A 21,974-nucleotide genomic window follows, 5' to 3' on the forward strand; every position below is an offset into this window, starting at 1 on the left:
CGTCTACAGGTACTGACCCGTGGGGTTCAGGTTCTCGATCGTCCGGCTCGCCTGGGGTGCACCCTTGTGCTGCACGATCGTGCGGATGAACACGATCCGCTCCCCCTTCTTGCCGGACACGCGGGCCCAGTCGTCCGGGTTGGTGGTGTTCGGCAAGTCCTCGTTCTCTTGGAACTCGGCGACAACACCGCTGAGCAGGTGCTCCACCCGGATCCCGCGCACGCCGGTGGCGAGCAGGTCCTTGATGGCCTGCTTCTTCGCCCGGTCGACGATGTTCTGCACCATCGCTCCGGAGTTGAAGTCCTTGAAGTAGAGGACCTCCTTGTCACCGCTGGCGTAGGTGACTTCGAGGAACTCGTTCTCCGGATCCTCGGAGTACATCCGGCCCACCACGCGCTCGATCATCGCCTCCACGGCGGCCTCGGCGTCCCCACCGTGCTCGGCCAGGTCGTCGGGGTGGATCGGCAGGGCGGAGGTGAGGTACTTGCTGAAGATGTCCCGCGCAGACTCCGCGTCCGGCCGCTCGATCTTGATCTTCACGTCCAGCCGCCCGGGCCGCAGGATGGCCGGGTCGATCATGTCCTCGCGGTTCGAGGCCCCGATCACGATCACATTGTCCAGCCGCTCCACGCCGTCGATCTCGGCGAGCAGCTGCGGCACGATCGTCGTCTCCACGTCCGAGGAGACGCCGGTGCCACGGGTGCGGAACAACGACTCCATCTCGTCGAAGAAGACCACCACCGGCACGCCCTGGGAGGCCTTTTCCCGGGCGCGGGAGAAGATCAGCCGGATGTGCCGCTCGGTCTCCCCCACGAACTTGTTCAGTAGCTCGGGGCCCTTGATGTTCAGGAAGTAGCTGCGGGCCTGCGAGGTGGCCGCGCCGTCAGCCGGGGCCACCTGCCCGGCGCCCGCAGCGCCCCTGGCGTCCCGCGCCGCCGTCTGCGCCAGCGACGTGGCCACGGCCTTCGCGATGAGCGTCTTGCCGCATCCGGGCGGGCCGTACAGCAGCAGCCCCTTCGGCGGCTTCAGCCCGTGCTCGAGGAACAGGTCCGGGTGCAGGAACGGCAGTTCGACAGCGTCCCGGATCTGCTCGATCTGCCGAGCCAGGCCGCCGATGTCGGCGTAGGCGACGTCCGGCACTTCCTCGAGCATCAGGTCTTCGACCTCCGAGCGTGGGATCAGCTCGAAGGCGAAGTGGGTGCGGGTGTCCACGGTGAGCGCATCGCCCACCCGCACGCCGGACTCCACCAGCGGTCCGGCGAGGCGGATCACCCGCTCCTCCTCCGCGCGGCCCAGCACCAGGGCACGGTCTGAGTCGATGACCTCCTTGACCGTGACCAGCTCGCCGACCGGTTCGAACCCGCCGGCGGCCACCACGGTCATCGCCTCGTTGAGCTGCACCTCCTGGCCGGGCCGCAACGAGTCCGCCACAACGTTGGGCGACATTCCGACGCGCAACTTGCGGCCCGAGGAGAGCACGTCCACGGTCCGGTCCGGGTGTGCGTTGAGGAAGATCGCATAGTTGCCGGGCGGCTTCGTCATCTCCTCCAGCTGGGAGCGCATCTCTACCAGCTGCGAGCGCGCTGTGGTCAGGGCGGTGACGAGGCGTTCGTTCTTCGCAGCGAGCGAGGCGGCCTGCTCGGCCAGCTCTCGTTCGCGAGCGGAGTCGGTCCGGTCGGTGTTGCCACTGCTCCCGGTGACCATCTCGGGGCTCCCTCCTGCTCGCGGTCCTTCTACTCTAGGTCAGCATCCGGGCCGGTCGGCGGCTGGTCCGTCTGCTGGTCGCCCTCACGGGCGCGGCGGCGGGCATCGAAGGATCGGCGCAGCTTGCGCAGCTTCTTCGGTGAGACGTCGCGTTCGCCCAGGTCGGCCGAGAGCTGCTCCTCCTCGACCTGCACCGCTTCCTCGGCGTACGCACCCGGGGCCGGTCGTCGGCGCCGGATCGGGGCGGTCGTTCCCGGCGCCATCCGGCGGGTGGTCACCAGGAACCCGGTGTGCCCGATCATCCGGTGCTCCGGTCGTACGGCGAGGCCTTCCAGGTGCCAGCCCCGCACCATCGACTCCCAGGCAACCGGTTCGGTGAACCGGCCGTCGGATTTGGCATCCTCGGCGAACCGGGAGAGCTGGGTGGCCGTGGCCACGTAGGCGAGCAGCACGCCGCCGGGAACCAGCGCCTCGGCGACCGCGTCGAAGTTCTCCCACGGGGCGAGCATGTCCAGGATGATCCGGTCGACAGATCCGGGTTCGACGGCCTCCGGCAGCACGTCGGCGAGGTCACCGATGCGCAGGGACCAGGCCGGGTGCTCGGCTCCGAAGAAGTCCTCGATGTTGCCGCGGGCGATCTCGGCGAAGTCCTCGCGCCGCTCCACCGAGAGCAGAGACCCGCCGTCACCCACAGCGCGCAACAAGGACAGGGAGAGGGCACCGGAACCGACGCCGGCCTCCACCACTCGCGCACCGGGGAAGACGTCTGCCTGGGTGACGATCTGCGCGGCGTCCTTCGGGTAGATCACGGCGGCGCCGCGTGGCATGGAGAGCACGAAGTCGCCGAGCAGCGGCCGCAGTGCGAGGTACTCGATCCCGGCCGTGGTGGCCACCACGGTGCCCTCGGGTGCCCCGATGAGCTGGTCGTGCTCGAAGGAGCCGCGGTGGGTGTGATATACCCCACCGTCGGTGAGGGTGATCGTGGTGAGCCTGCCCTTGGGGTCGGTGAGCTGCACCTTGTCTCCGGGCCGGAACGGGCCGCGCCGCATCGCGGCCCCGGTGGGCTGATCGTCGATAGTCACGTGGGCGGAGTCTACGCGCGCGGTCCACCCAGCAGGTGCACCACCTGCGCGATCGGAACCAGCCCGAGCACCTGGGCTCGTCCGGTGCCCTGGCCCTGCCCGGCCAGGCCGATCAGGATCACGACGGCGGCCCCCGCCTGGGCAGCGCGCGCCACCTGGGCCACGGCCTCTGGTCCCCGGGTCTGGGTCACCAGCGCCGCGGGAGGGACGGTGTGCGCCACCGCGCTCAGCGGGACCTGGTCCCGACCCTGGCCTGGCACCTGGGCGAGCGCCCGGCGGTCCACCAGCGCTGTCGGTCGGCCCTTCCCGTCAACCAGCACGATTCCCACTGAGGGCGTCGCGGCCAGCACGCGGTCGGCGTCGGCGACGGTGCCGGAGGTGGGCAGCACATGGGCGCCGGTGGCGAGCCGGTCCAGGTCGACATCGCGCGCACGTTGCTGAGCCTGGGCCTGTCGGAGCGCCCCTTGGGCTCCCGTCCACAACACCCCGGCCACCAGCGCCGCCCAGACCGCCGTCAGGACGCTCGGGCGTTGCCCCTGCAGCAGCGGCCACCCGATGCTGCCGACGAGGATCACCACAGCGAGCACCTGCCCGGCGCGGGCCGCCACCAGGGTGCCGGTGATGCGGTCCGAACGGATCGCCCAGATCGCCGCCTCGAGCAGCTTGCCGCCGTCCAGCGGCAACGCCGGCAACAGGTTGAACACCCCCACGAACGCGTTCGTGTAGGTGAAGGCCGCCATCGCGAGCCCGGGCAGACCGGGCAGACCGTCACCGAGGAACCATCCGATGCCGGCGAGGGCGAGGTTCGCGGCCGGTCCGGCGACGGAGACGATGGCGGAATCGGCGGGCGTGCGCAGCCCGCTGGTGAACGAGGTGTGCCCGCCCCAGAGGGTGATCACATACTCACGGACGGGCACCTTCCGGCTCCGGGCGGCGAATCCGTGCGCAAGCTCGTGCGCGAGCACCGAGACGAACAGCAGCGCCGGTACGGCCAAGGCCCACAGGTAGGCCACCGGACCGGCGTCGAGACGTGCCTGCAGCTGGGGCCCGACGAGGGCCACCAGCACGGCTGCGATCAGCAGCCATCCGGCCGTCACGATCACCGGCGCACCGTCCAGGGTGCCGATCCGCCAGCCCCGTGTGGTCGAGCGGCCTGGCCGTGCCGCGGCGGGACGGCGCGGCGGGTTCTGCGGTGTCTCAGGCATGCAGCAGGCGGTCCTGGACGCTACCGCCGACGATCTGACGCAGCTGTGCCACCGTCACCCCGGTCAGGCTGGACAGACGGCTGCGGCCGGGTGCCGCCGGGATCGGAACCTTGGCCTGCACCCCCAGGACCGCGGCACCCGAGGCTTCCGCCGACGCGAGCCCGGGCAGGGAGTCCTCGATGGCCACGCACGCCGCCGGGTCCACTCCGAGTTCCTCGGCAGCACGCAGGTAGGGCTCCGGGTGGGGCTTGCCCTGGGTCACCTCGTCCCCGGTGACGATCACCTCGAACGGGCACGGGTCCAGCCCGGCGAGTACGACGTCCGTGAGGCGCCGCCAGGACATCGTGACCAGTGCGCACGGCACCCCAGCAGACCCGAGCTCGGTGAGCAGCTCCCGCGCGCCCGGCCGCCACGGCAGCCCTTCGGTGGCGATCTTGTCGATCACCCGGGCGATCATCTCGTCGATGATCTCCTCGACGGTCCCGCGCAGACCGGCACGGCGTTGCAGCTCCGCGGCGGAGACCTGCAGCGGGAGCCCGACGAGGTCCTCGGCCAGGCTCTCGTCCCAGGTACCGCCCTGCTCGGCGGACATCGCCAGCTCGACGGCGATCCAGTACGGTTCCGTGTCGACCAGAGTGCCGTCCATGTCCCAGAGGACCGCGGCCAGATCGGTGTCAGTGGTGGTGTGGGGCACCGGCCCAGTCTAGATGCTCACCCGGCTCGCCGGTGGCGGCCCTGCGATGGCCGGTGGCCGCCGTCGGCAGGGTGGGAACGCCGTACGCTGGTGCGGTGACCAGTCAGCCACGCCACCGCGGAACCCATCCTGAGGAGCAGCAGGGCCAGCACAGCGAAGCCGTCGATGTTCCCCCGGCGATGCTGATCGCTGCGTTCGAGGGCTGGAACGACGCCGGCTCCGCGGCCAGTACCGCGCTCGCGCAGATCGCTGAGGCCTGGGACGTCCGCGAGGTGGAGAGCCTGGACGTGGACACCTTTCACGACTTTCAGGTGAACCGCCCGATGGTGGGCCTGAGCGAGGAGGGCGAACGCACGCTCACCTGGCCGAGCACCACAATCTCGCTCACCGTCTCCCCCACGCTGGGGCGCCGGATCGTTCTCGTCCAGGGGGTGGAGCCATCGATGCGGTGGCGGGAGTTCTGCCGCCAGGTGCTCGACGTCGCCGAGGATCTGGGCGTGAGCACCGTGGTGTGCATGGGGGCACTCCTGGCGGACGTGCCGCACACGCGCCCGATCCCGGTGCAGACCAGCTCGGACGACCCACGGGTGCAGGCACTGCTGGACGTCGAGGCGAGCGAGTATGAGGGTCCCACCGGGATCACTGGCGTGCTTACGCACATGGCGACCGAGCGTCGTCTGCATGCGTTGAACGTCTGGGCCGCCGTGCCGCACTATGTGGCGCAGCCACCGTCGCCGAAGGCCACCCTCGCCCTGCTGACGGCGCTGGAAGAGCTCCTCGGCGAGCCCACCCCGGTCGGTGAGCTGGTCGAGGACGCGAAAGCCTGGCAGGACGGGGTGGACGAGTTGGCCGCCGAGGACCCCGAGGTGGCCGAGTACGTGCACCAGCTCGAGGAGGCGAAGGACACCGCCGAGCTCCCCGAGGCCTCCGGGGAGGCGATCGCGCGGGAGTTCGAGAAGTACCTGCGCCGCCGCGACCCCGGGCACGGGAGTATCGGCGGCTGAGCCTGCGCCTACCCGCGGAGGTCCACCCCGAAGAGCGCGTCTGCGGCGTCGGCGAACAGGGCACGGTCCTGCGCGGCCGCCCCACTGAGCTGGTCCACCCACGCATCCATCGCGCGCAGGGCGGTCGGCGTGTCCAGGTCGTCCGCTAGGGCGGCGCGCACCTGGTCGAGGTGGTCGGTGGCGTGCTGTTGGGGGGTGGCACTGCCATCGCCGACGGCGTCCCGCCAGCGCCGTAGGCGTGCTGTGCCCTCGTCGAGGTGCTCGTGGCTGAACTCCCAGGAGGCCCGGTAGTGCCGGGAGAGCAGGGCGAGGCGGATCGCCCGCGGGTCGACGCCGTCGGCGATGAGCCGGGAGACGAAAACGAGGTTCCCGCGGGACTTGCTCATCTTGTGGCCCTGGTAGGCGACCAAGCCGGTGTGCACGAAGGACCGCACTGGCTCGTCTGCCGGCCCGTCCTCGATGCGGCCGTCGCCCAGGTAGCGCAGGTGGCTGGTCCCCATGTCGTGGTGCGGAAAGATCAGGTCCTCGCCGCCGCCCTGCACGGAGATCGGCAGGCCGAGGTACTCCGAGGCGATCGCGCCGCACTCGATGTGCCAGCCCGGGCGGCCCTGGCCGAGGGAGTGACCATCCCAGTGGGGTTCACCCGGCCGCTCACCCCGCCACAGCAGCGGGTCGAGCGGGTGTCGCTTCCCGGGGCGGTCGGGGTCTCCCCCGCGCTCGCCGAACAGTTCGGTCATCGTGGTCTCGTCCAGGTGGGAGACCGAGCCGAACCGGGGGTCGGCACCAAGGTCGGCGTAGACGTCCTGGTCCACCCGATACGCGGCACCGGCCGCGACGAGCCGCTCCACCGCTGCCGCCACGAGGTCCACGGCTTCGACCACGCCGATGTAATGGTTCGGTGGGATCACCCGCAGGGCCGTCATGTCCGAGGCGAACAGCGCCACCTGGTCGGCGGCCAGGTCGCGCCAGTCCACGCCGGTGGCGTCGGCGCGCTCGAGCAGCGGATCGTCCACATCAGTGATGTTCTGCACGTAGGACGTGTCCACCCCGGCGTCCCGCCAGACCCGGAGCAAGGTGTCGAACGCGACGTAGGTGAACGCATGCCCCAGGTGCGTGGAGTCATACGGCGTGATGCCGCACACGTACAGGCGACCTGCGCCGTCGGCGGCCGGGTCGAACGCACGGTCGGTAGCCGTGTCGTGCAACCGGAGGGCGTGCCCTCGTCCAGGGAGCGTGGGGAGCGCGGGAGAGGTCCAAGATTGCACCATCTCAGCCTAACCACTCTCAGCAGTCCGGAACTATCGACGGGCCGGAGAACACTGCTGCTGAATGCGGCAGTGCTGGTCTCAGGACCGTCGATAGTTCCCGGGCTAGCTGGATGGAAGTGGCTCCAGCACCCCACCGATCAACAGCACCACCACGATCGCGGCGAGCACGATCCGGTAGTAGACGAACGGGCGGTAGGAGTAGGTGGAGACGATCTTCAGGAAGGCGATGATCACCACGTAGCCGACACCGAAGGCGACGATCGTGGCGAGCAGGGTGAGACCGAAGCCGGCCTCTCCCCCGGTGCCGCCGCTCTTGAACAGCTGGTAGAAGCCGGATCCGAGCACGGCCGGGATCGCCAGCAGGAACGAGTACCTGGCGGCGGCTTCGCGGGTGTAGCCCATCAGCAGACCCGCGGTGATGGTGCCGCCGGAGCGGGAGACCCCGGGCACCAGGGCGAGCGACTGGGCGAACCCGTAGAGCCACGCGTGCTTCCAGGTCAGCTCGGTCAGCACACGCTCCTTGCGCCCCTTCAGATCCGCGATCCCGAGGAAGACCGCGAACACGGCGAGCACCAGGGCGGTGAGGTACAGGTTGCGCAACGCGTGCTCGATGGCGTCCTGGAAGAGCAGACCGAGGAGCACGATGGGGATCGATCCGCAGATCACGAACCAGCCCATCCGGGCATCCGGGTCACTGGCCGGCATCTGGCGCTTCCATGGTCCGATCGGCAGGGACTGTGCCCAGTGGCTGATGATGCGGGCGATGTCTCGCCGGAAGTACAGCACCACGGCGGCCTCGGTGCCGATCTGAGTGATCGCTGTGAAGGCCGCACCGGGGTCCTGCCCCATCAGGTCGCCGACGATACGCAGGTGCGCGCTCGAGGAGATCGGGAGAAACTCGGTCAGTCCTTGCATCAGCCCCAGGACGAGGGCTTCCCACCATGTCACGAGGGTCAACGATAACCGCCGGACCTCCCGCTCCGGGTACCCTCGCTGGCATGGAGATTCGGCGCGTCGGCACCAGTGGGTTACGCGTCTCGTCGGTGGCCCTGGGCACGATGACCTGGGGGCGCGACACCGACGAGCACGAGGCCGCCGAACAGCTCAAGGTGTTCCTCGAGGAGGGCGGCACGCTGCTGGACACGGCCGCCACGTACTCCGGTGGCGTGGCCGAGGAGGTCATCGGCGCCATGCTCGGGCAGGTGGCCGACCGGGACGAGGTGGTGATCTGTTCCAAGGCAGGGGTCCGCGACGGCCGGGTGGACGCCTCCCGTGGTGCGCTCCTGGACGGCCTGGACGCCACCCTCGCCCGGTTGGGAACCGATCACCTCGACCTGTGGCTGGTGCAGGCGCCGGACCCGGGCACACCGCTCAGCGAGACGGTCTCGGCCCTCACCTATGCCGTGCGTAGCGGACGCACGCGGTACGTGGGGCTGTCGAACCACCCCGCGTGGCAGACCGCCCGGGTGGCGACTCTGCTGGAAGCGGAGAAGGTGCCGATGACCGGCGTCGAGATGGAGTACTCGCTGCTGCAGCGCGGCGTGGAGAGAGAACTGCTGCCGGCCGCCCAGGACCTCGGCATCGGACTGCTCGCCTGGTCTCCCGCAGGACGGGGCGTACTCAGCGGCAAGTACCGGCGTTCCGTCCCGGCCGACTCCCGGGCCGCGTCCCCGCACCTTCGGGGATTCGTCGAGCCCTACCTCAACGATCGAGCTCGTGGCGTGGTCGAAGCGGTCGCCACGGCCGCCGACGGGCTCGGACGCGCGCCGATCGAAGTAGCCCTGGCCTGGGTGCGAGACGCACCCGGGGTGGCCAGCGCCGTCGTCGGGGCTCGTACACCGGCCCAGCTGCGCGGCACGCTGGCAGCCGACGACCTGCAGCTGCCCGAGGAGATCCGGACGGCTCTCGACGAGGTCACCGAACCGGCCACCGGTTACCCCGAACGGCGCGGCTGAGGATCAGTCGCGCCCCGCGTCGACGTCCAGGTCGTCGTGGTCGTCCGCGTCGTCGAGATCATCGTCCTCAAGGTCGTCGTCCTCGAGGTCATCCTCATCACCGTCGTACACCACGAACGGGGTGTCCACGCCGTACTCGTCGTAGAGCAGCTCGTCGTACGCCTCGAAGGCGTCCGCGAGCGTGCCTGCCGCGTGCAGCACCGCGGGATCGTCCTCGTCCTGGGCGGCCTCCACAGCGTCGAGATGGGACTCGAACGCCGTCAGAACGCGGTCGAGCGCTGCACGTAGATCCTTGGCCATGGCCTGACGGTAGCACCTCGACCCGGGCCTGCGGAGAGCCAATTTCCGTGCCGGACGCGGTGCGCGTGCGGACCTGCTCCTCATCCGGCGCGCCGATGCGAGGAGGTGCACCTTCGCACTATCGTGGCGCGTATGGCATCGGTGAGTCGCACACGTCGAGGATCGGCTGCACAGTACGAGTTCCGCGTGGTGACGATCCGGCCGCCCGCGAGCCGCTCGGACGTGCGCCAGCTCCTCACCGACGAGGCCGAGTACGGCCGGTGGGAACTCGCCCGGCACCGCATCTACATGGGCGGTCTGCGGAAGGTGTGGCTGCGCCGCAAGATCATTCGCGTGCACAGCACCTTGTGAGCCTGCGGGTCAGCAGGTGCGCAGCAGCCGCTCCAGCACTCGCACGCCGAACTCCACGGCCGCCACCGGCACCCGCTCATCCACGCCGTGGAACATCCCCGCGAAATCCATCTCGGCGGGCAGCTGCAACGGTGCGAAGCCATATCCAGTGATGCCCAGATCGGCGAGGTGCTTGTTGTCGGTTCCGCCGGAGAGCATGTACGGCAGTACTGTCGCCCCTGGGTCCTCGGCGTCCAGGGCGGCCACCATCCGATCCACCAGGTCACCGGTGAACGGCACCTCCAGGGCGATCGCGCGCTGGACGTCCTCGAACCGGACGCCGTCACCGGCGAGCTCACGCAGGGTGGCCATCGTCTGCTCCTCCTGCCCGGGCAGGAACCGCACGTCGATCACCGCCTCAGCACTGCCGGGCACCACATTGGCCTTGTAGCCTGCGTCGAGCTGAGTGGGGTTGGAGTACGCGGACAGGGTGGCTCCGACGAACTTGCTGGTGGAGCCGAGCGCCTGCACGAGCATGTCGACCGAAGCCGGGTCATCCGGATCGAACGGCAGCCCGGTGAGCTCGGACACCCCGTCCAACAGGGCGCGCACCGTGGGTGAGAGGTCCCTGGGCCAGGTGTGCGCGCCGATCCGGGCGACCGCCCCGGCAAGCCGGGTCACCGCGTTGTCCGTATTGATCTGAGAACCGTGACCGGCGGTGCCTTCAGCGATCATCCGCATCCAGGCGAGGCCCTTCTCGGCCGTCTGCAACAGATAGGCACGGCGCCCGCCCAGCTCGACCGAGTAGCCGCCCACTTCGCTGATCGCCTCGCTGGCCCCGGCGAACAGCTCGGGCCGATTCTCCACCGCGTACCGGGCGCCGTAGGTACCGCCCTGCTCCTCGTCGGCGAAGAAGGCGATAATCAGGTCCCGTGGGGGCTGCCACCCGGAACGCTTCATGTCCCGCACCACGGCGAGGATCATCGCGTCCATGTCTTTCATGTCCACGGCTCCACGGCCCCAGATCATGCCGTCCATCTCGTCGCCGCCGAACGGGTCCATCTTCCAGTCGCGCGCCTGCGCGGGCACCACGTCCAGGTGGCCGTGCACCACCAGGGCGGGGCGAGTGGGGTCAGTGCCGGGGATGCGCAGCACCACGTTGGCGCGGCGGTCCGCGGACTCGAAGTACTCCGGTTCGTAGCCCACCTCGGTCAGCAGGCCCATCACATACTCGGCAGCCTCCCGCTCCCCCGGCCCGGAGCTGTCCCCGTAGTTGGAGGAGTCGATCCGGATCAGGGCACGGCAGATGGCAACGGCATCGAGCTCGGCCGGGGTAGGAGTAGGCGTGGTGTCGGTGGCCATCAGAGGAGTCCTTTGCGTCGCAGCAGCGGTTCGATCACGGAGTCACGACCACGCAGGTCGCGGTAGGAGGCGAGGGGGTCCCGGGCGTGCCCACGGCTGAGCAGCGCCTCTCGGAAGCGTTGACCGGCGGTGCGGTTGAGTCCGCCGTCGGTGCCTTCGGCCGCCTCGTCGCGGAACCAGTCCACGGTGTCGGCGTCGAGCACCTGACTCCAGATGTAGGAGTAGTAGCCGGCGTCGTACCCGCCGCCGAAGGTGTGGTTGAAATAGGTGGAGCGGTAGCGCGGCGGCACCAGGTCGAGCGCCACCCCGGCCTTCTGCAACGCTGCCGCCTCGAACGCCTCCACCTCGCCGGGTGTGGTGGGAACCTGTTCCGGGGTGAGTTGGTGCCATGCCTGGTCGAGCATCGCGGCGGCCAGGTACTCGGTCGTATCGAAGCCGACGCCATAGGCCTGGGAGGCGCGCAGCTGGTCGAGGGTGTCGACCGGGAGCGCCTCGCCGGTGAGGTGGTGGCGGGCGAAATGGGCAAGCACCTGCGGGTGCCACGCCCACATCTCGTTCACCTGGGAGGGGTACTCCACGAAGTCCCGCGGCACGGACGTGCCGGCAACGGAGGGATACCGCACCGCGGTGAACAGCGCGTGCAGGGCGTGGCCGAACTCGTGGAACGCAGTGATCACCTCGTCCCAGGTGAGCAGGGTGGGCTCCCCGGGGGCAGGACGGTTGATGGTGAGGTTGTTCACCACCACCGGTCGATGCCCGAGCAGTTCGGAGGCGTCCAGGAGGGTGTGCATCCATGCTCCACCGCGCTTACCCTCGCGAGCGTAATAGTCGCCGAGGAACAATCCCAGCGCGGTGCCGTCGGCCTCGTGCACCTCGAACACCCGCACGCCGTCGGCGTAGCCGATCAGGTCGGGGCGTTCTGTGAGTGTGATCCCGTACAGCTGACCGGCGGCATAGAAGACACCGTCGGTCAGGACCCGGTCCAGCTCCAGATAGGGGCGTAGCGCCTCTTCGTCGAAGGCGTAGCGCTGCCCGCGCACCCGGTCGGCGTACACCGCCCAGTCCCAGGCGGCGAGCTGGGCATCCGGTGAGTCCGCCTGCAGAGCGATGGTCAGGTCCTCCGCCTCACGCATCGCGTTGCGCGCCGCCGCCGGGGCCAGCCGGGCGAGCATCCCGTTGACGGCGTCCGTCGTCCCGGCCGTGGCACCTTGCGCCACGTAGTCAGCGTGGTGGGCATAGCCGAGGAGTTGGGCGCGTTCGGCCCGCAGGCGCGCCAGGTCCAGCACGATCTGCCGGGTGTCCGAGGCGCTGTCCAGCCCGGTGCCGCGGCTCAGCGAGGCTGTGTGCACGCGTTCCCGGAGGGTGCGGTTGGTGGTCTGTCCGACCACTGGCTGAGGTGTCGGCAGTCCGAGCGTGATCAGGTACCCCTCGCGGTCGCGGTCCTGCGCTGCTTCCCGCAGGGAGGACACCGTGCCGGCCGAGAGGCCGGCGAGCTCCCCAACATCGGGCACGTGCACGGCCGCTGCTTCCATACCGGCCACGACTCGTTGGGAGAACTGCGTCTCCAGTGACGTGATGCGACCGTTGAGCTCGCGTAGGTGCGCCTTGTCGGCGGCTGAGAGGGTGATCCCCGCGCGCTCGAAGAGGGTGCGGTAGCGGTCCAGGACCCACCGTGTCTCGGCCGGCGTGGACTCGTCGAGGTTGCGTGCCGCCTCGACGATCCTGGTGTAGATGCGATCGTCGAGCCACAGGGCGTCGGAGTGGTCGGCCAGGCGTGGCGCGACCTCGGCCTCGATCGTGCGGATCTCGTCGGTGGCGGCCGAGCTGACCAGCGTGAAGAAGACCGCCTGCACCCGGTCCAGGAGCGCACCGGAGGACTCCAGAGCGTCAAGCGTGTTGGCCACAGTCACCGGTTCGGGATTGCTGGCGATGGCCTCCCACTCGGCTCGCTGCTGCGCCAACCCCGCCTCGAAGGCTGGGCGGAAGTGCTCGACGCGGACCGCCGCGAAGTCCGGTAATCCGTACGGCAACGGCGACGGAGCCGCGAAAGGATTGGCGGCTGGGAGGGAGGTCGAGGGCATCCCTCATTCTTACCTGATGCATGACCGGAGCGAGTTCGTCCGAACCGGTCGCACATCGCGGGTCTCATGTCGTACACTTTTTGACAAGCCGGGATCAGTCCCCGTCCCCCTCGGAGGCGTAGAAGTTCCGGTCAGCCGCGACGGCCGAACGGCCCCCTCTGAACGGCCGATCGCGCGGCGGCCCCGACTGCGCCAGACGCGTCGGGGCCGCTTTCATTCTGCGTGGGTCGCAGGCCTTCCGGTGGGCGTTAGACCCGCCGCTCCTCGGTCGAGCACCGGCAACCGGCTGTGACACGGTTCACATCGTGAACCGTTCCGGCTATCGTCGGACGGTGTCCCACAGCCGGGACACTCCCGAAATCACGAATGAGGAGACCCTTCATGCGTCGATCTTTCCGGTCCGGCACTTCCCGGACGAGGCGCGCGGCCATTGCGATCGGCGGTGCAGCGGCTCTCGCGCTGACGACCGCCATCCCGATCAGTGCGGCCTCAGCCGACGACGTCACCAGCCTCGGTTCTGCCTCCGACTACGGTGCGGCCGCGGAGCCGACCGGCCTGCAGGCCGAGTCCTCCCCGACAGGGGCCTGGTTCGTCGAGACCTCAGGCGCGCCCACCAGCCGAGGCGGGAACGCTTCCGAGAACTCCCGGCACGCTCGGGAGGTCCGGGCAGAAGCCGAGGCCCTCGGTGTGGACATGGAGGTCCGCGAGGAGTTCTCGGCCCTATGGGCCGGTCTATCGGTGAATATGACCGACGACGGTGCAGCCCTGATGGCGCGAGCCGAGGGAGTGCAGGCGGTCTACCCCGTGCTCACGGTCTCCGTCCCGCCGACACCCACGTCGACGGAGAAACCGGAGATGGGCACGGCCGTCACACTGACCGGTGCAGACATCACCCAGAGCGAGCTCGGGTACACCGGCGCGGGCGTGCGGGTGGGAATTATCGACACCGGCGTCGACTACGACCACCCCGACCTCGGAGGTACTGGCGAGGACACCACGTTCCCGACCGACCGAGTACCCGTGGGTTACGACTTCGTGGGAGACGACTACAACGCGGACTCCGGCTCGGCCGCCTACCAACCCGAGCCTCGTCCCGATGACGACCCGGACGACTGTCAGGGCCACGGCACGCACGTGGCCGGAATCGCCGGCGCGAGTGGTGACCCGACGGCAGACGGCGTCCGGGGCGTGGCCCCGGACGTGACCTTCGGTGCGTACCGGGTGTTCGGCTGCGACGGTTCCACCACGAGCGACATCATGATTTCGGCGTTGGAGCGTGCCCTGGCCGACGGGATGGACGTGGTGAACATGTCCATCGGCGCCGCGTTCGCCACATGGCCGGAGTATCCGACCTCGGTGGCCAGCAGCGCACTGGTGGACGCCGGTGTGGTGGTCGTTGCCTCAGCGGGGAATTCCGGGGATCTCGGGCTGTGGGCCACCGGTGCTCCGGGGACGGGGTCCGACGTGATCGGAGTGGCCTCCTACGACAACGTGGAGTTCACCACCACCTCCTTCACCACCGAGCCCGACGGCGGGGTGTACCCGTACATCACGGCGTCCGGTGGTGGTGAGGCACCCACGAGCGGGACCCTCCCGCTGGCCGTGGCGGACGCTCCGCTCGCCTGTGAACCGCTTGCCGGTGACTACACGGGGCAGGCTGTGGTGGTCCAGCGTGGCGACTGCTCGTTCCACATCAAGGGCGTGCACGCCGAGGAGGCGGGCGCCGCGGCGATGGTGCTCTACAACAACGTCGACGGGCTAGTCAGCCCGACGGTGGCCGGCGACCCGCCGGTGACGATCCCTGTGGCGGCGCTCTCGTTGGCCGATGGGGCCAACCTGGTCGCGGCAATCGAGGACGGCTCGGCGACGGACCTGGCCTGGTCCGACGAGGTTATCTCGGTGCCCAACCCGACCGCGGGTCTCATCTCCGACTTCAGCTCCTACGGCATGGCCGCGGACCTGAGCCTGAAGCCGGATCTGGGCGCACCGGGTGGGCAGATCTGGTCCACGGTCCCGCTGGAGCAAGGCGGATACGGGTCGAAGAACGGAACCTCGATGGCGGCACCCCACGTCGCGGGCGGTATCGCGTTGCTGCTGGAGGCACGCGCCGATCTCGGTCCGGCCGAGATCCTCGACGTGCTGCAGAACTCGGCCGACCCGACGCTGTGGTCGCTGAACACCGACGTCGGACTGCTCGAGCCGGTCTTCCGGCAAGGCGCCGGCATGCTCGACATCGACGACGCCATCCTCAGCACCGTGCGGGTCTCCCCCGGTGAACTCTCGCTCGGAGAGAGCGAGGGCGGACCGGTCTCGGAGACGTTGACCGTGCAGAACGACGGTGCGCAGGACGTGACGTACACGATCACCCACGAGGACGCGATCTCCACAGCGGGGAACCCGGACGACCCGGGCTTCTTCTACGGCGAGAGCACCGTGGACGTGCGCGAGTCGGTGACCGTTCCGGCCGGAGGCGAGGTGTCCTTCGACGTGACCGTCTCGCCGGCCGCGGACCTGGAGCAGGCACTCTACGGGGGCTATCTCACGCTCATGCCGGAGGACGGCGAGCCGGTGCGGGTGCCCTACGCGGGATTCGCAGGCGACTATCAGGACCTCCCGTTGCTGGGTGACATCGGGGCGAACGACCTCCCGGTGCTCGGACAGCTGACCGCCTGCGACCGCCTGGTCGGCGTGGACTGCACCTGGAACGGCACGTGGAACCTGATGCCGGACGGCGCGACGTACTCCATGGCCGAGGGCGACGTCCCGACGGTCCTGGTGCACCTGGACGCGCCGGCACAGTCGGTGGATCTGACGGTGTATGCAGCCGTCGACGGTGAGCGCGGTGAGCCGATCGGCTCCACGGCCACCTTCCTGGACACCGACTACGTCGGCCGTAGTGGCGGTGCCGCTGCGTTCACGCCCTACACCTGGGATGGCGTGCTCGGGTCCGTGTACCGGGCCGGACGGCACAACCAGGACTGGGCGGTGCCGGACGGTGACTACATCATCGGGCTGACCGCCGTGAACGCCCTCGGCGACCCGGACAACCCCGATCACGTGGAGACCGCCGAAACGGCGGTGTTCACCATCGACCGGGACGGCGACGGGAACCCGCCTGAGGAGTTCGAGGAGCAGTTGCGGGACGTCCCGCCGAAGATGAAGGGCGAGCTGCGCTGCATCGTGCAGGGACAGTGCTGATGATCTGACGGCGGGAGCCAGATGATCTGACCGCGGCGGGGTCCGGACCACCAGGTTCGGACCCCGCTGGCACGCCGATGCCGCGCCTACACAGGTGCTGCCACCGTGACGCTGAGCACGCCGCTCCGGTTACGAACTGCGGTGTCGTGCGTGGTATGTTTATCGCCGTCGCGGACGCTCTCGGGAGTGTTCGCCTCACCCTTGTCCGGGTGGCGGAAATGGCAGACGCGCTAGCTTGAGGTGCTAGTGCCCGTATAGGGCGTGGGGGTTCAAGTCCCCCCTCGGACACCACTTGTCTTGAGTCGCGACACCGTTGACAGACGGTGTCGCGACTCAAGTCATTTCTGGGGGTTCGCTGTGGTGGTTCGGCAAGGGTGTCGGGCTGTGGGTTCAGCGTTGGGGTGGTCAACGATGTCGTGAATCTCAACACCCCCTCGGACCCCACGCCTGACCTGCAACGATGCGAGGCTCTGAACTCCCTCAGCACGGGGACGCTTACAGATCACTACGGATCACCCGTAGAACACACGAACGACCGGGGTCAACCCCTAGATTCCCTTGATAGTCTTGCGCGCGGTGTGCCGCGTGCACGCTGACTCGGACGTGGAGGGAACGCTCGTGAAACATCGCGCCTCGCAACACCATGGTGCCAGACGATCCCTCAACTCGAGTGGTAATGGTCACCGTCCTTTCCTGAAGTGGTCGGCGCTGAAGCGCTTGGTTGCTTTGACGGGTGCTCTTGCCCTTGTCTCAGGTGTCCTGGGCGCCGGTGCTTCGCTGGTCACGGCTGCTCCCGCGCGCGCGGCGTATGCCACCGGTGGTGACGGCCTGTACCCGGACTCGATTGACTGGTTCGAGTGGGGCGAGCACGGCGAGGGCTTGAGCGACCAGACGGTGACGAACACGCACACCGTCGCTGGCATGGAGTTGGCCACGACGTGCACGATCTCCGGGCTGAACGGGCAGGCCGAGGCGTATCGGCCCGGCACCTGGGAGGGTGACGGGCTGGACAACCTGTACAACATCGGCGGCACTGGCACCAGCAACCAGCTCATCTCGGGCATCTCGAACACGAACCTCGGCACGCTCGTGAGCTTCAACTTCGACTGCCAGGTCACCCTCGACGGTGTGCCGGTGCCGTTGCAAGGGCTCGTGATCGCCGATGCTGAAGCAAGCAACAGCGGTCATAGTTCTCGGCCCGACGAGTACATTGAGGCCACCCCGAACAGTACGGACTCGACGTGGCGGGTGATCGACCGGTTCCGGGCGGACGGCTGCGACGCCTCGACGTTGGCGTCGGTCGACAGCAGCAACACGCTGCGCTTCACCACCGACGGCGATGAGTGCTCCGTCAGAATGGCTGATGGGGACGGGCCGATGGCGGTCGGCTTCATGGAAGGCGCCACCGGCGCCAGCGTGGCGTTACAAGGCAGGGGCAAGAGCGCGATCGCGCTTGGTGTGGTCCTTGCGAGTGATTTTGGTGACGCTCCGGAAAGTTACGGCGAGGCTGGTGCGTTGTTCGACCGGGGGTGGCAGGGCGGTGAAGTCGCCGTCGGGACGACTGCGGTCTCCGGTGATGACTTCGAACTCGGGGTGCCCGGGGAGCCGGCACTCGGCCTCGGCGCGATGGTCGACTCTGAGCCGGAGCACCAGCACACCCCGGACGCTACCGGCGACGACGTCACCGATGAGGCAGATGAAGACTCCGTCGACCTACCCGAGACGATTCACGTCACCCCGGGCGAGACATACACCCTTGAGGATGTCGATGCGCGGGGCGATGGGTTCGTAGCGGGGTGGATTGACTGGAACGGCAACGGCGTCTTCGATGATGGCGAGCAGTCCGATGTGGTTGCCGCCGGTGGCGCGGTGGATCTGACCTGGACAGTCCCGGCCGACACCGTCACTTCAAGCGGTGACGATCTGAGTTTCCTGCGGTTGCGGATCGCGCAGGATGAGGCTGGCGTCGCCAGTGCGACGGGTATGTCCACGTCCGGTGAGGTTGAGGACCATGCGGTGAACATCGCCCTGCCCGGCTTGGAAATTGAGAAGACTTCCGATGCCACTGAGAACACCCGCCCTGGCGATACGGTCACGTACACGGTGACGGCGACCAACACCGGCGATGCCGCGTTCACCGAAGACTCCCCGGCCGCGGTGTTCGACGACCTGTCCGGTGTGCTGGACGACGCGACCTACAACAATGACGCGGCGGCGGACCAGTCCGGCGAGGTGTCTTATGCCGAACCGCTGTGTCCTGGACCGGTGCGCTCGGTGCCGGCGAGAGCGTAGAACTGAGCTACACCGTCACTGTCGAACCCGGTGGTGACGGCATCGTCCGTAATGTCGCCTGGGAGCCGGAGGACCCGCAGAACCCGGTGCCACCGGAGTGTGACCCGCCCGAGGAAGGCGCCGACCCCGACACCGGTGAGCCGTGCGCGCAGACCGAGCATCTGCTGCCACGCCTGACGGTGACGAAGACGGCCGACCGCGCCGAACTGCCCGCCGTCGGCGAGAGCGTCGAGTACACGATCACGGTCACCAACGACGGCCCCGGTGCCTACACGGCAGACTCACCGGCCACCCTCACCGACGATCTGGAAGACGTCCTCGACGCCGCGACCTTCAACAACGACGCGACCGCCACCACCGGCGAGGTCTCCTACGACGAACCGACCCTGTCCTGGCAGGGGGCACTTGAGGCCGGCGCATCAGCCACCATCACCTACTCGGTGACCTACACCGGTGAGGCAGACCAGAACCTGCGCAACCTCGCCTGCGTCCCCGAGTCCGAGACCGCACCCGATGAGGCCTCATGTGACGCCGTGCAGATCCCCGGTGCGGGGCTGACCGCATGGAAGCAAGTCGACTCCAGCGACGAACCAGCAGTCGCAGGCAGCGTACTGACCTACACACTGTTCTTCGCCAACGATGGCGAGGCCACCGCGACGGTGGACCACATCGACGACCTAGCCCACGTGAGCGACGACGCCGACATCACCTCAGAACCGACAAGCACAGACGGACTCCTCGTCTCCCGCGACGGCAACCAGATCGCCATCACCGGCGACGTGCCCGCGGGGCAGACACGCACCGCCACCTACCAGGTCACGGTGAAGCCAGATGGGCAACGCGGAGACGACATCGCGGCGAACTTCCTCCTGGTCAACGACCCAGACAACCCACCAACGCCCCCAGAAGAGCCAGTATGCAACCCCACCGACACGGAGTTCCCCGACTGCACAAGCACACCCATCGGCGCAGTCGAGTACACCAAGAACGTGACGGCATCGAGTGATCCTGTGGCCGCGGGCACGGTCCTGACCTACACCATCACGGTGACCAACACCGGCCAGGCCACCGCCCCACTCTCTCGTGAGGATGTCCTGACCGACGTACTCGACGACGCGGAACTGACTAGTGTTCCGGAGTCGGACACCGACTCGGTGACCATCTCGGACGTGGCCGAGGACCGTTTCCAGATCGGTGGTGAGCTCGCTGCTGGTGAGACTGCGACGATCACCTACCAAGCAACCGTGAACGCCGACACCGAGCGCGGTAACAACACAGCCGACAACTTCCTCGTTACCCCCGGTGATACCCCACCGGCCGAATGCGAAGACGGGGCCACCGACTGCACCACCACCCCACTACCGCAGGTCGAGGCGAGCAAGTCCTCTGACCCAGAATCGGGCTCGTCCGTGACGGCCGACCAAGAGGTCACCTACACGCTCACCTTCGCCAACACCGGCGAGGCAGCAGGCGCTGTGGACTATACCGACCACCTCACCGACGTCCTTGACGATGCCGTCCTGACAGCAGGCCCCACGGCCTCGAACCAGGACCTCACCGCCATCACCGAGGGCGAGACGATCCGAATCACCGGCACGGTGCCCGCCGGAGCAGTGCACACGGTCAACTACACCGTGACAGTGAATGCCTACGACCAGCAAGGCAACCACCAACTCAACAATGTCATCGCCGTCACCGGTGAGGAACCGGTCTGCGTCGACGACTCATCGCTGTGCACCGAGCACGAGATCCCCGAGCCACCGGCACTCCCGACACCACCCCAAGAGCCCGGTGGGAACCTGCCCAACACAGGTGCAGACACCACCACCGTGCTACTCGCAACACTGCTCCTGCTCGGAATCGGAGCCGGGATGACCCACCTCGCACGACGCCGCAAAAACACCCTGCAAGAACCCTCACAGAAGGCAACACTCGGCAACCTGATGTGATGACCGGCCGCCGGACCGCCCTCACTTCCCAGAGTGGCTCCTTGAGCCGTAAACGCACCGATCCCGCGCGGGCCACGGCGCGGAGTGTGCAGCATGGTGTCGCCGACGCTCGCTACCCTCGTATCCGTGACCGACCACATCGGCCTCGCCCACGAGGTGCTACACACTCTCGGGTACTCTCGCGCCGATCTGACCCCACTCACGGGTGGAGTATGGTCGGCAGCCTTCCGATTCACTGTCGACCGCCGGACCCTGGTCATCCGCGTGGGCGGCCCCGCTGAGGACTACGCCGCCGATGCCTTCGCAGCCACGCTCGCGCACCCGCTGATTCCGGTTCCCGCCATGCTCGCGCGCGGCTCTCTCGATCAGGACCGGCCGGCAGCTACCACCTACGCGGTCTCCGAGTTCATTCCCGGAACGCCACTGGAGCAGGTCTCCCCCACAGCGTGGGCGGCACTCGTGCCCCAGCTCGCTGACATCTACGAGGCGCTGCGCGCCACCCCACCGCCCCCGGAGATCCGGCCGGTCCCCGACTGGAGCGACCACCTGATCCGGGTGGGCACCTACCCCTGGCAGCACGGATGGCGCGACCGCGCCGACCCGACTGCCTGCGCCCTGTTCGACCGCGGGCTGGCGGTCCTGCAGGACATCACGCCGACAGACGTGCCCATCTCCCTGTTCCACGCCGATTGGATCAACCGCAACGTCCACGTCACCAACGACCGAATCACCGGCATTTTCGACTGGGGCTGCTCACGCCACGGCGACCACCTCTACGACCTTGCGTGGCTGGAGTTCTGGGCACCCTGGCACCCGAACCTGGACGTACCGCTATTGGTGACAGAGCTCGAGAACCGGTGGGACGCCGTCGGGATCGCGCCACTGGACCACCCGCACCGGCGCAAGGCCTGCCTGCTGCACATCGGCCTGGACCACATCGTCTACAACACCCTGCACGGCACCGAGGAGGCCCTCGTCAGCACGACGGACCGGCTCGCCCGCTACCTGTGACCGCTCAGCGAACCCACGACGGCGGAGGTCGCCTGGAAGGTCCGCTCACCCCTTGATTACCCGCCGCGTCCGCGGAGGCGCAGGGGCAGAGCCAGCCAGAGCACCGCTGCCAAGAGCGCCGCAGCGCCCGCCGCCACCATCGCTGCTCCCCTGCCCACGACGACGTCGAAGACGAAGAGCACGATGCCCGCAACGAGGAGTCCGAGGGTCGCCAGTGCGAATCGTGCGATCCCATTGGCCATCCGAACGATCTCCGGTTTCCGGCGTCGCTGGAACAACATGCGGTGGATACTCACAGGCGCGACCGCGAACGCGGTGGTGGCGAGGCCGAGACACACCAGGCACAGATAGATGACCACCTGATCGCTACGCAGATCTGTGAATCGTTGCTGGAACGGCAAGGTGAGCAGAAAACCCGTGAGGATCTGGGTGCCCGTCTGCGTGACACGCAGCTCCTGCAGCAGCTCGTCCCAGTTCCTGTCGGCTCGCTCCTCCGTGGACTCGTGACGTCCTGGCGACCCATCCGTGGCGCTCATCAC

At 68.5% G+C, this 21,974-nt stretch carries 17 protein-coding genes and 1 tRNA gene; 8 read left to right on the forward strand and 10 right to left on the reverse strand.

Annotation, left to right across the window (positions count from 1 at the left end; all coding sequences use genetic code 11):
• Positions 1 to 3: 3 nt before the first annotated feature.
• From arc to BLU77_RS08405, 4 genes are read right to left on the reverse strand one after another with little or no spacing between them, the layout of a single operon-like run.
• Positions 4 to 1,704: a proteasome ATPase gene (gene arc / locus BLU77_RS08390; protein ID WP_089772519.1), complete on the reverse strand. Its 1,701-nt coding sequence runs from the start codon at positions 1,702 to 1,704 to the stop codon at positions 4 to 6.
• Between the two features lie 29 nt (positions 1,705 to 1,733).
• On the reverse strand, positions 1,734 to 2,753 hold the full coding sequence (locus BLU77_RS08395) for a tRNA (adenine-N1)-methyltransferase (protein ID WP_089772520.1): 1,020 nt from the start codon (positions 2,751 to 2,753) through the stop codon (positions 1,734 to 1,736).
• A 44-nt stretch (positions 2,754 to 2,797) separates the two neighbouring features.
• Entirely contained in the window at positions 2,798 to 3,991 is a 1,194-nt protein-coding gene (locus BLU77_RS22895) for a site-2 protease family protein (protein ID WP_089772521.1), read from the reverse strand.
• Positions 3,984 to 4,685 (reverse strand): HAD family hydrolase, encoded by a 702-nt coding sequence (locus BLU77_RS08405; protein WP_245708730.1) that lies wholly within the window; start codon positions 4,683 to 4,685, stop codon positions 3,984 to 3,986. Before BLU77_RS08405 ends, BLU77_RS22895 begins: the two co-directional genes overlap by 8 nt.
• Positions 4,686 to 4,864: 179 nt before the next feature.
• Between BLU77_RS08405 and BLU77_RS08410 the strand changes: the two genes are divergently transcribed.
• Positions 4,865 to 5,689, forward strand: coding sequence for a PAC2 family protein (locus BLU77_RS08410; protein WP_089772522.1), 825 nt, complete (start codon positions 4,865 to 4,867; stop codon positions 5,687 to 5,689).
• A gap of 8 nt (positions 5,690 to 5,697) precedes the next feature.
• Here the strand turns inward: BLU77_RS08410 and mshC are convergent, their stop codons facing one another.
• Both mshC and BLU77_RS08420 read right to left on the reverse strand, forming a co-directional pair.
• A complete protein-coding gene (gene mshC / locus BLU77_RS08415; RefSeq protein WP_089773081.1) occupies positions 5,698 to 6,954 on the reverse strand; it encodes a cysteine--1-D-myo-inosityl 2-amino-2-deoxy-alpha-D-glucopyranoside ligase in 1,257 nt (418 codons plus the stop codon).
• Positions 6,955 to 7,059: 105 nt separating this feature from the next.
• Positions 7,060 to 7,905 (reverse strand): undecaprenyl-diphosphate phosphatase, encoded by an 846-nt coding sequence (locus BLU77_RS08420; protein ID WP_089772523.1) that lies wholly within the window; start codon positions 7,903 to 7,905, stop codon positions 7,060 to 7,062.
• 50 nt (positions 7,906 to 7,955) lie between these two features.
• Here BLU77_RS08420 and BLU77_RS08425 point away from each other — a divergent pair, with 50 nt between their 5' ends.
• The gene (locus BLU77_RS08425; RefSeq protein ID WP_089772524.1) at positions 7,956 to 8,912 is read left to right on the forward strand and encodes an aldo/keto reductase; all 957 of its coding nucleotides are present in this window, start codon (positions 7,956 to 7,958) and stop codon (positions 8,910 to 8,912) included.
• Between the two features lie 3 nt (positions 8,913 to 8,915).
• On the opposite strand, the gene BLU77_RS08430 is transcribed toward BLU77_RS08425, so the two are convergent.
• Entirely contained in the window at positions 8,916 to 9,212 is a 297-nt protein-coding gene (locus tag BLU77_RS08430; RefSeq protein WP_089772525.1) for a DNA primase, read from the reverse strand.
• A gap of 132 nt (positions 9,213 to 9,344) precedes the next feature.
• Between BLU77_RS08430 and BLU77_RS08435 the strand changes: the two genes are divergently transcribed.
• The gene (locus BLU77_RS08435; protein ID WP_089772526.1) at positions 9,345 to 9,563 is read left to right on the forward strand and encodes a DUF5703 family protein; all 219 of its coding nucleotides are present in this window, start codon (positions 9,345 to 9,347) and stop codon (positions 9,561 to 9,563) included.
• 9 nt (positions 9,564 to 9,572) lie between these two features.
• On the opposite strand, the gene BLU77_RS08440 is transcribed toward BLU77_RS08435, so the two are convergent.
• A complete protein-coding gene (locus BLU77_RS08440) occupies positions 9,573 to 10,904 on the reverse strand; it encodes a M20/M25/M40 family metallo-hydrolase (protein ID WP_089772527.1) in 1,332 nt (443 codons plus the stop codon).
• A complete protein-coding gene (locus BLU77_RS08445) occupies positions 10,904 to 12,985 on the reverse strand; it encodes a M3 family metallopeptidase (protein ID WP_089772528.1) in 2,082 nt (693 codons plus the stop codon). Before BLU77_RS08445 ends, BLU77_RS08440 begins: the two co-directional genes overlap by 1 nt.
• 381 nt (positions 12,986 to 13,366) lie before the next feature.
• On the opposite strand from BLU77_RS08445, the gene BLU77_RS22900 reads away from it, so the two are divergent.
• From BLU77_RS22900 to BLU77_RS08470, 5 genes are all read left to right on the forward strand, one after another.
• Positions 13,367 to 16,183, forward strand: coding sequence for a S8 family serine peptidase (locus BLU77_RS22900; RefSeq protein WP_175476990.1), 2,817 nt, complete (start codon positions 13,367 to 13,369; stop codon positions 16,181 to 16,183).
• Positions 16,184 to 16,386: 203 nt separating this feature from the next.
• Positions 16,387 to 16,474 (forward strand) — tRNA-Leu (locus BLU77_RS08455).
• A 426-nt stretch (positions 16,475 to 16,900) separates the two neighbouring features.
• Positions 16,901 to 18,475, forward strand: a complete 1,575-nt coding sequence (locus tag BLU77_RS08460; protein ID WP_139177675.1) for a CshA/CshB family fibrillar adhesin-related protein — start codon at positions 16,901 to 16,903, stop codon at positions 18,473 to 18,475.
• Complete coding sequence (locus BLU77_RS08465; RefSeq protein WP_089772531.1) at positions 18,436 to 20,424, forward strand: DUF7927 domain-containing protein; 1,989 nt, start codon at positions 18,436 to 18,438, stop codon at positions 20,422 to 20,424. Before BLU77_RS08460 ends, BLU77_RS08465 begins: the two co-directional genes overlap by 40 nt.
• Before the next feature lie 126 nt (positions 20,425 to 20,550).
• Entirely contained in the window at positions 20,551 to 21,435 is an 885-nt protein-coding gene (locus tag BLU77_RS08470) for a phosphotransferase family protein (protein ID WP_175476991.1), read from the forward strand.
• A 56-nt stretch (positions 21,436 to 21,491) separates the two neighbouring features.
• Here the strand turns inward: BLU77_RS08470 and BLU77_RS08475 are convergent, their stop codons facing one another.
• Positions 21,492 to 21,971, reverse strand: a complete 480-nt coding sequence (locus BLU77_RS08475; RefSeq protein WP_089772533.1) for a DUF6328 family protein — start codon at positions 21,969 to 21,971, stop codon at positions 21,492 to 21,494.
• Positions 21,972 to 21,974: the final 3 nt, after the last annotated feature.

Origin of the sequence: Ruania alba (assembly GCF_900105765.1) — a bacterium.
GTDB classification, from domain to species: Bacteria; Actinomycetota; Actinomycetes; order Actinomycetales; family Beutenbergiaceae; genus Ruania; species Ruania alba.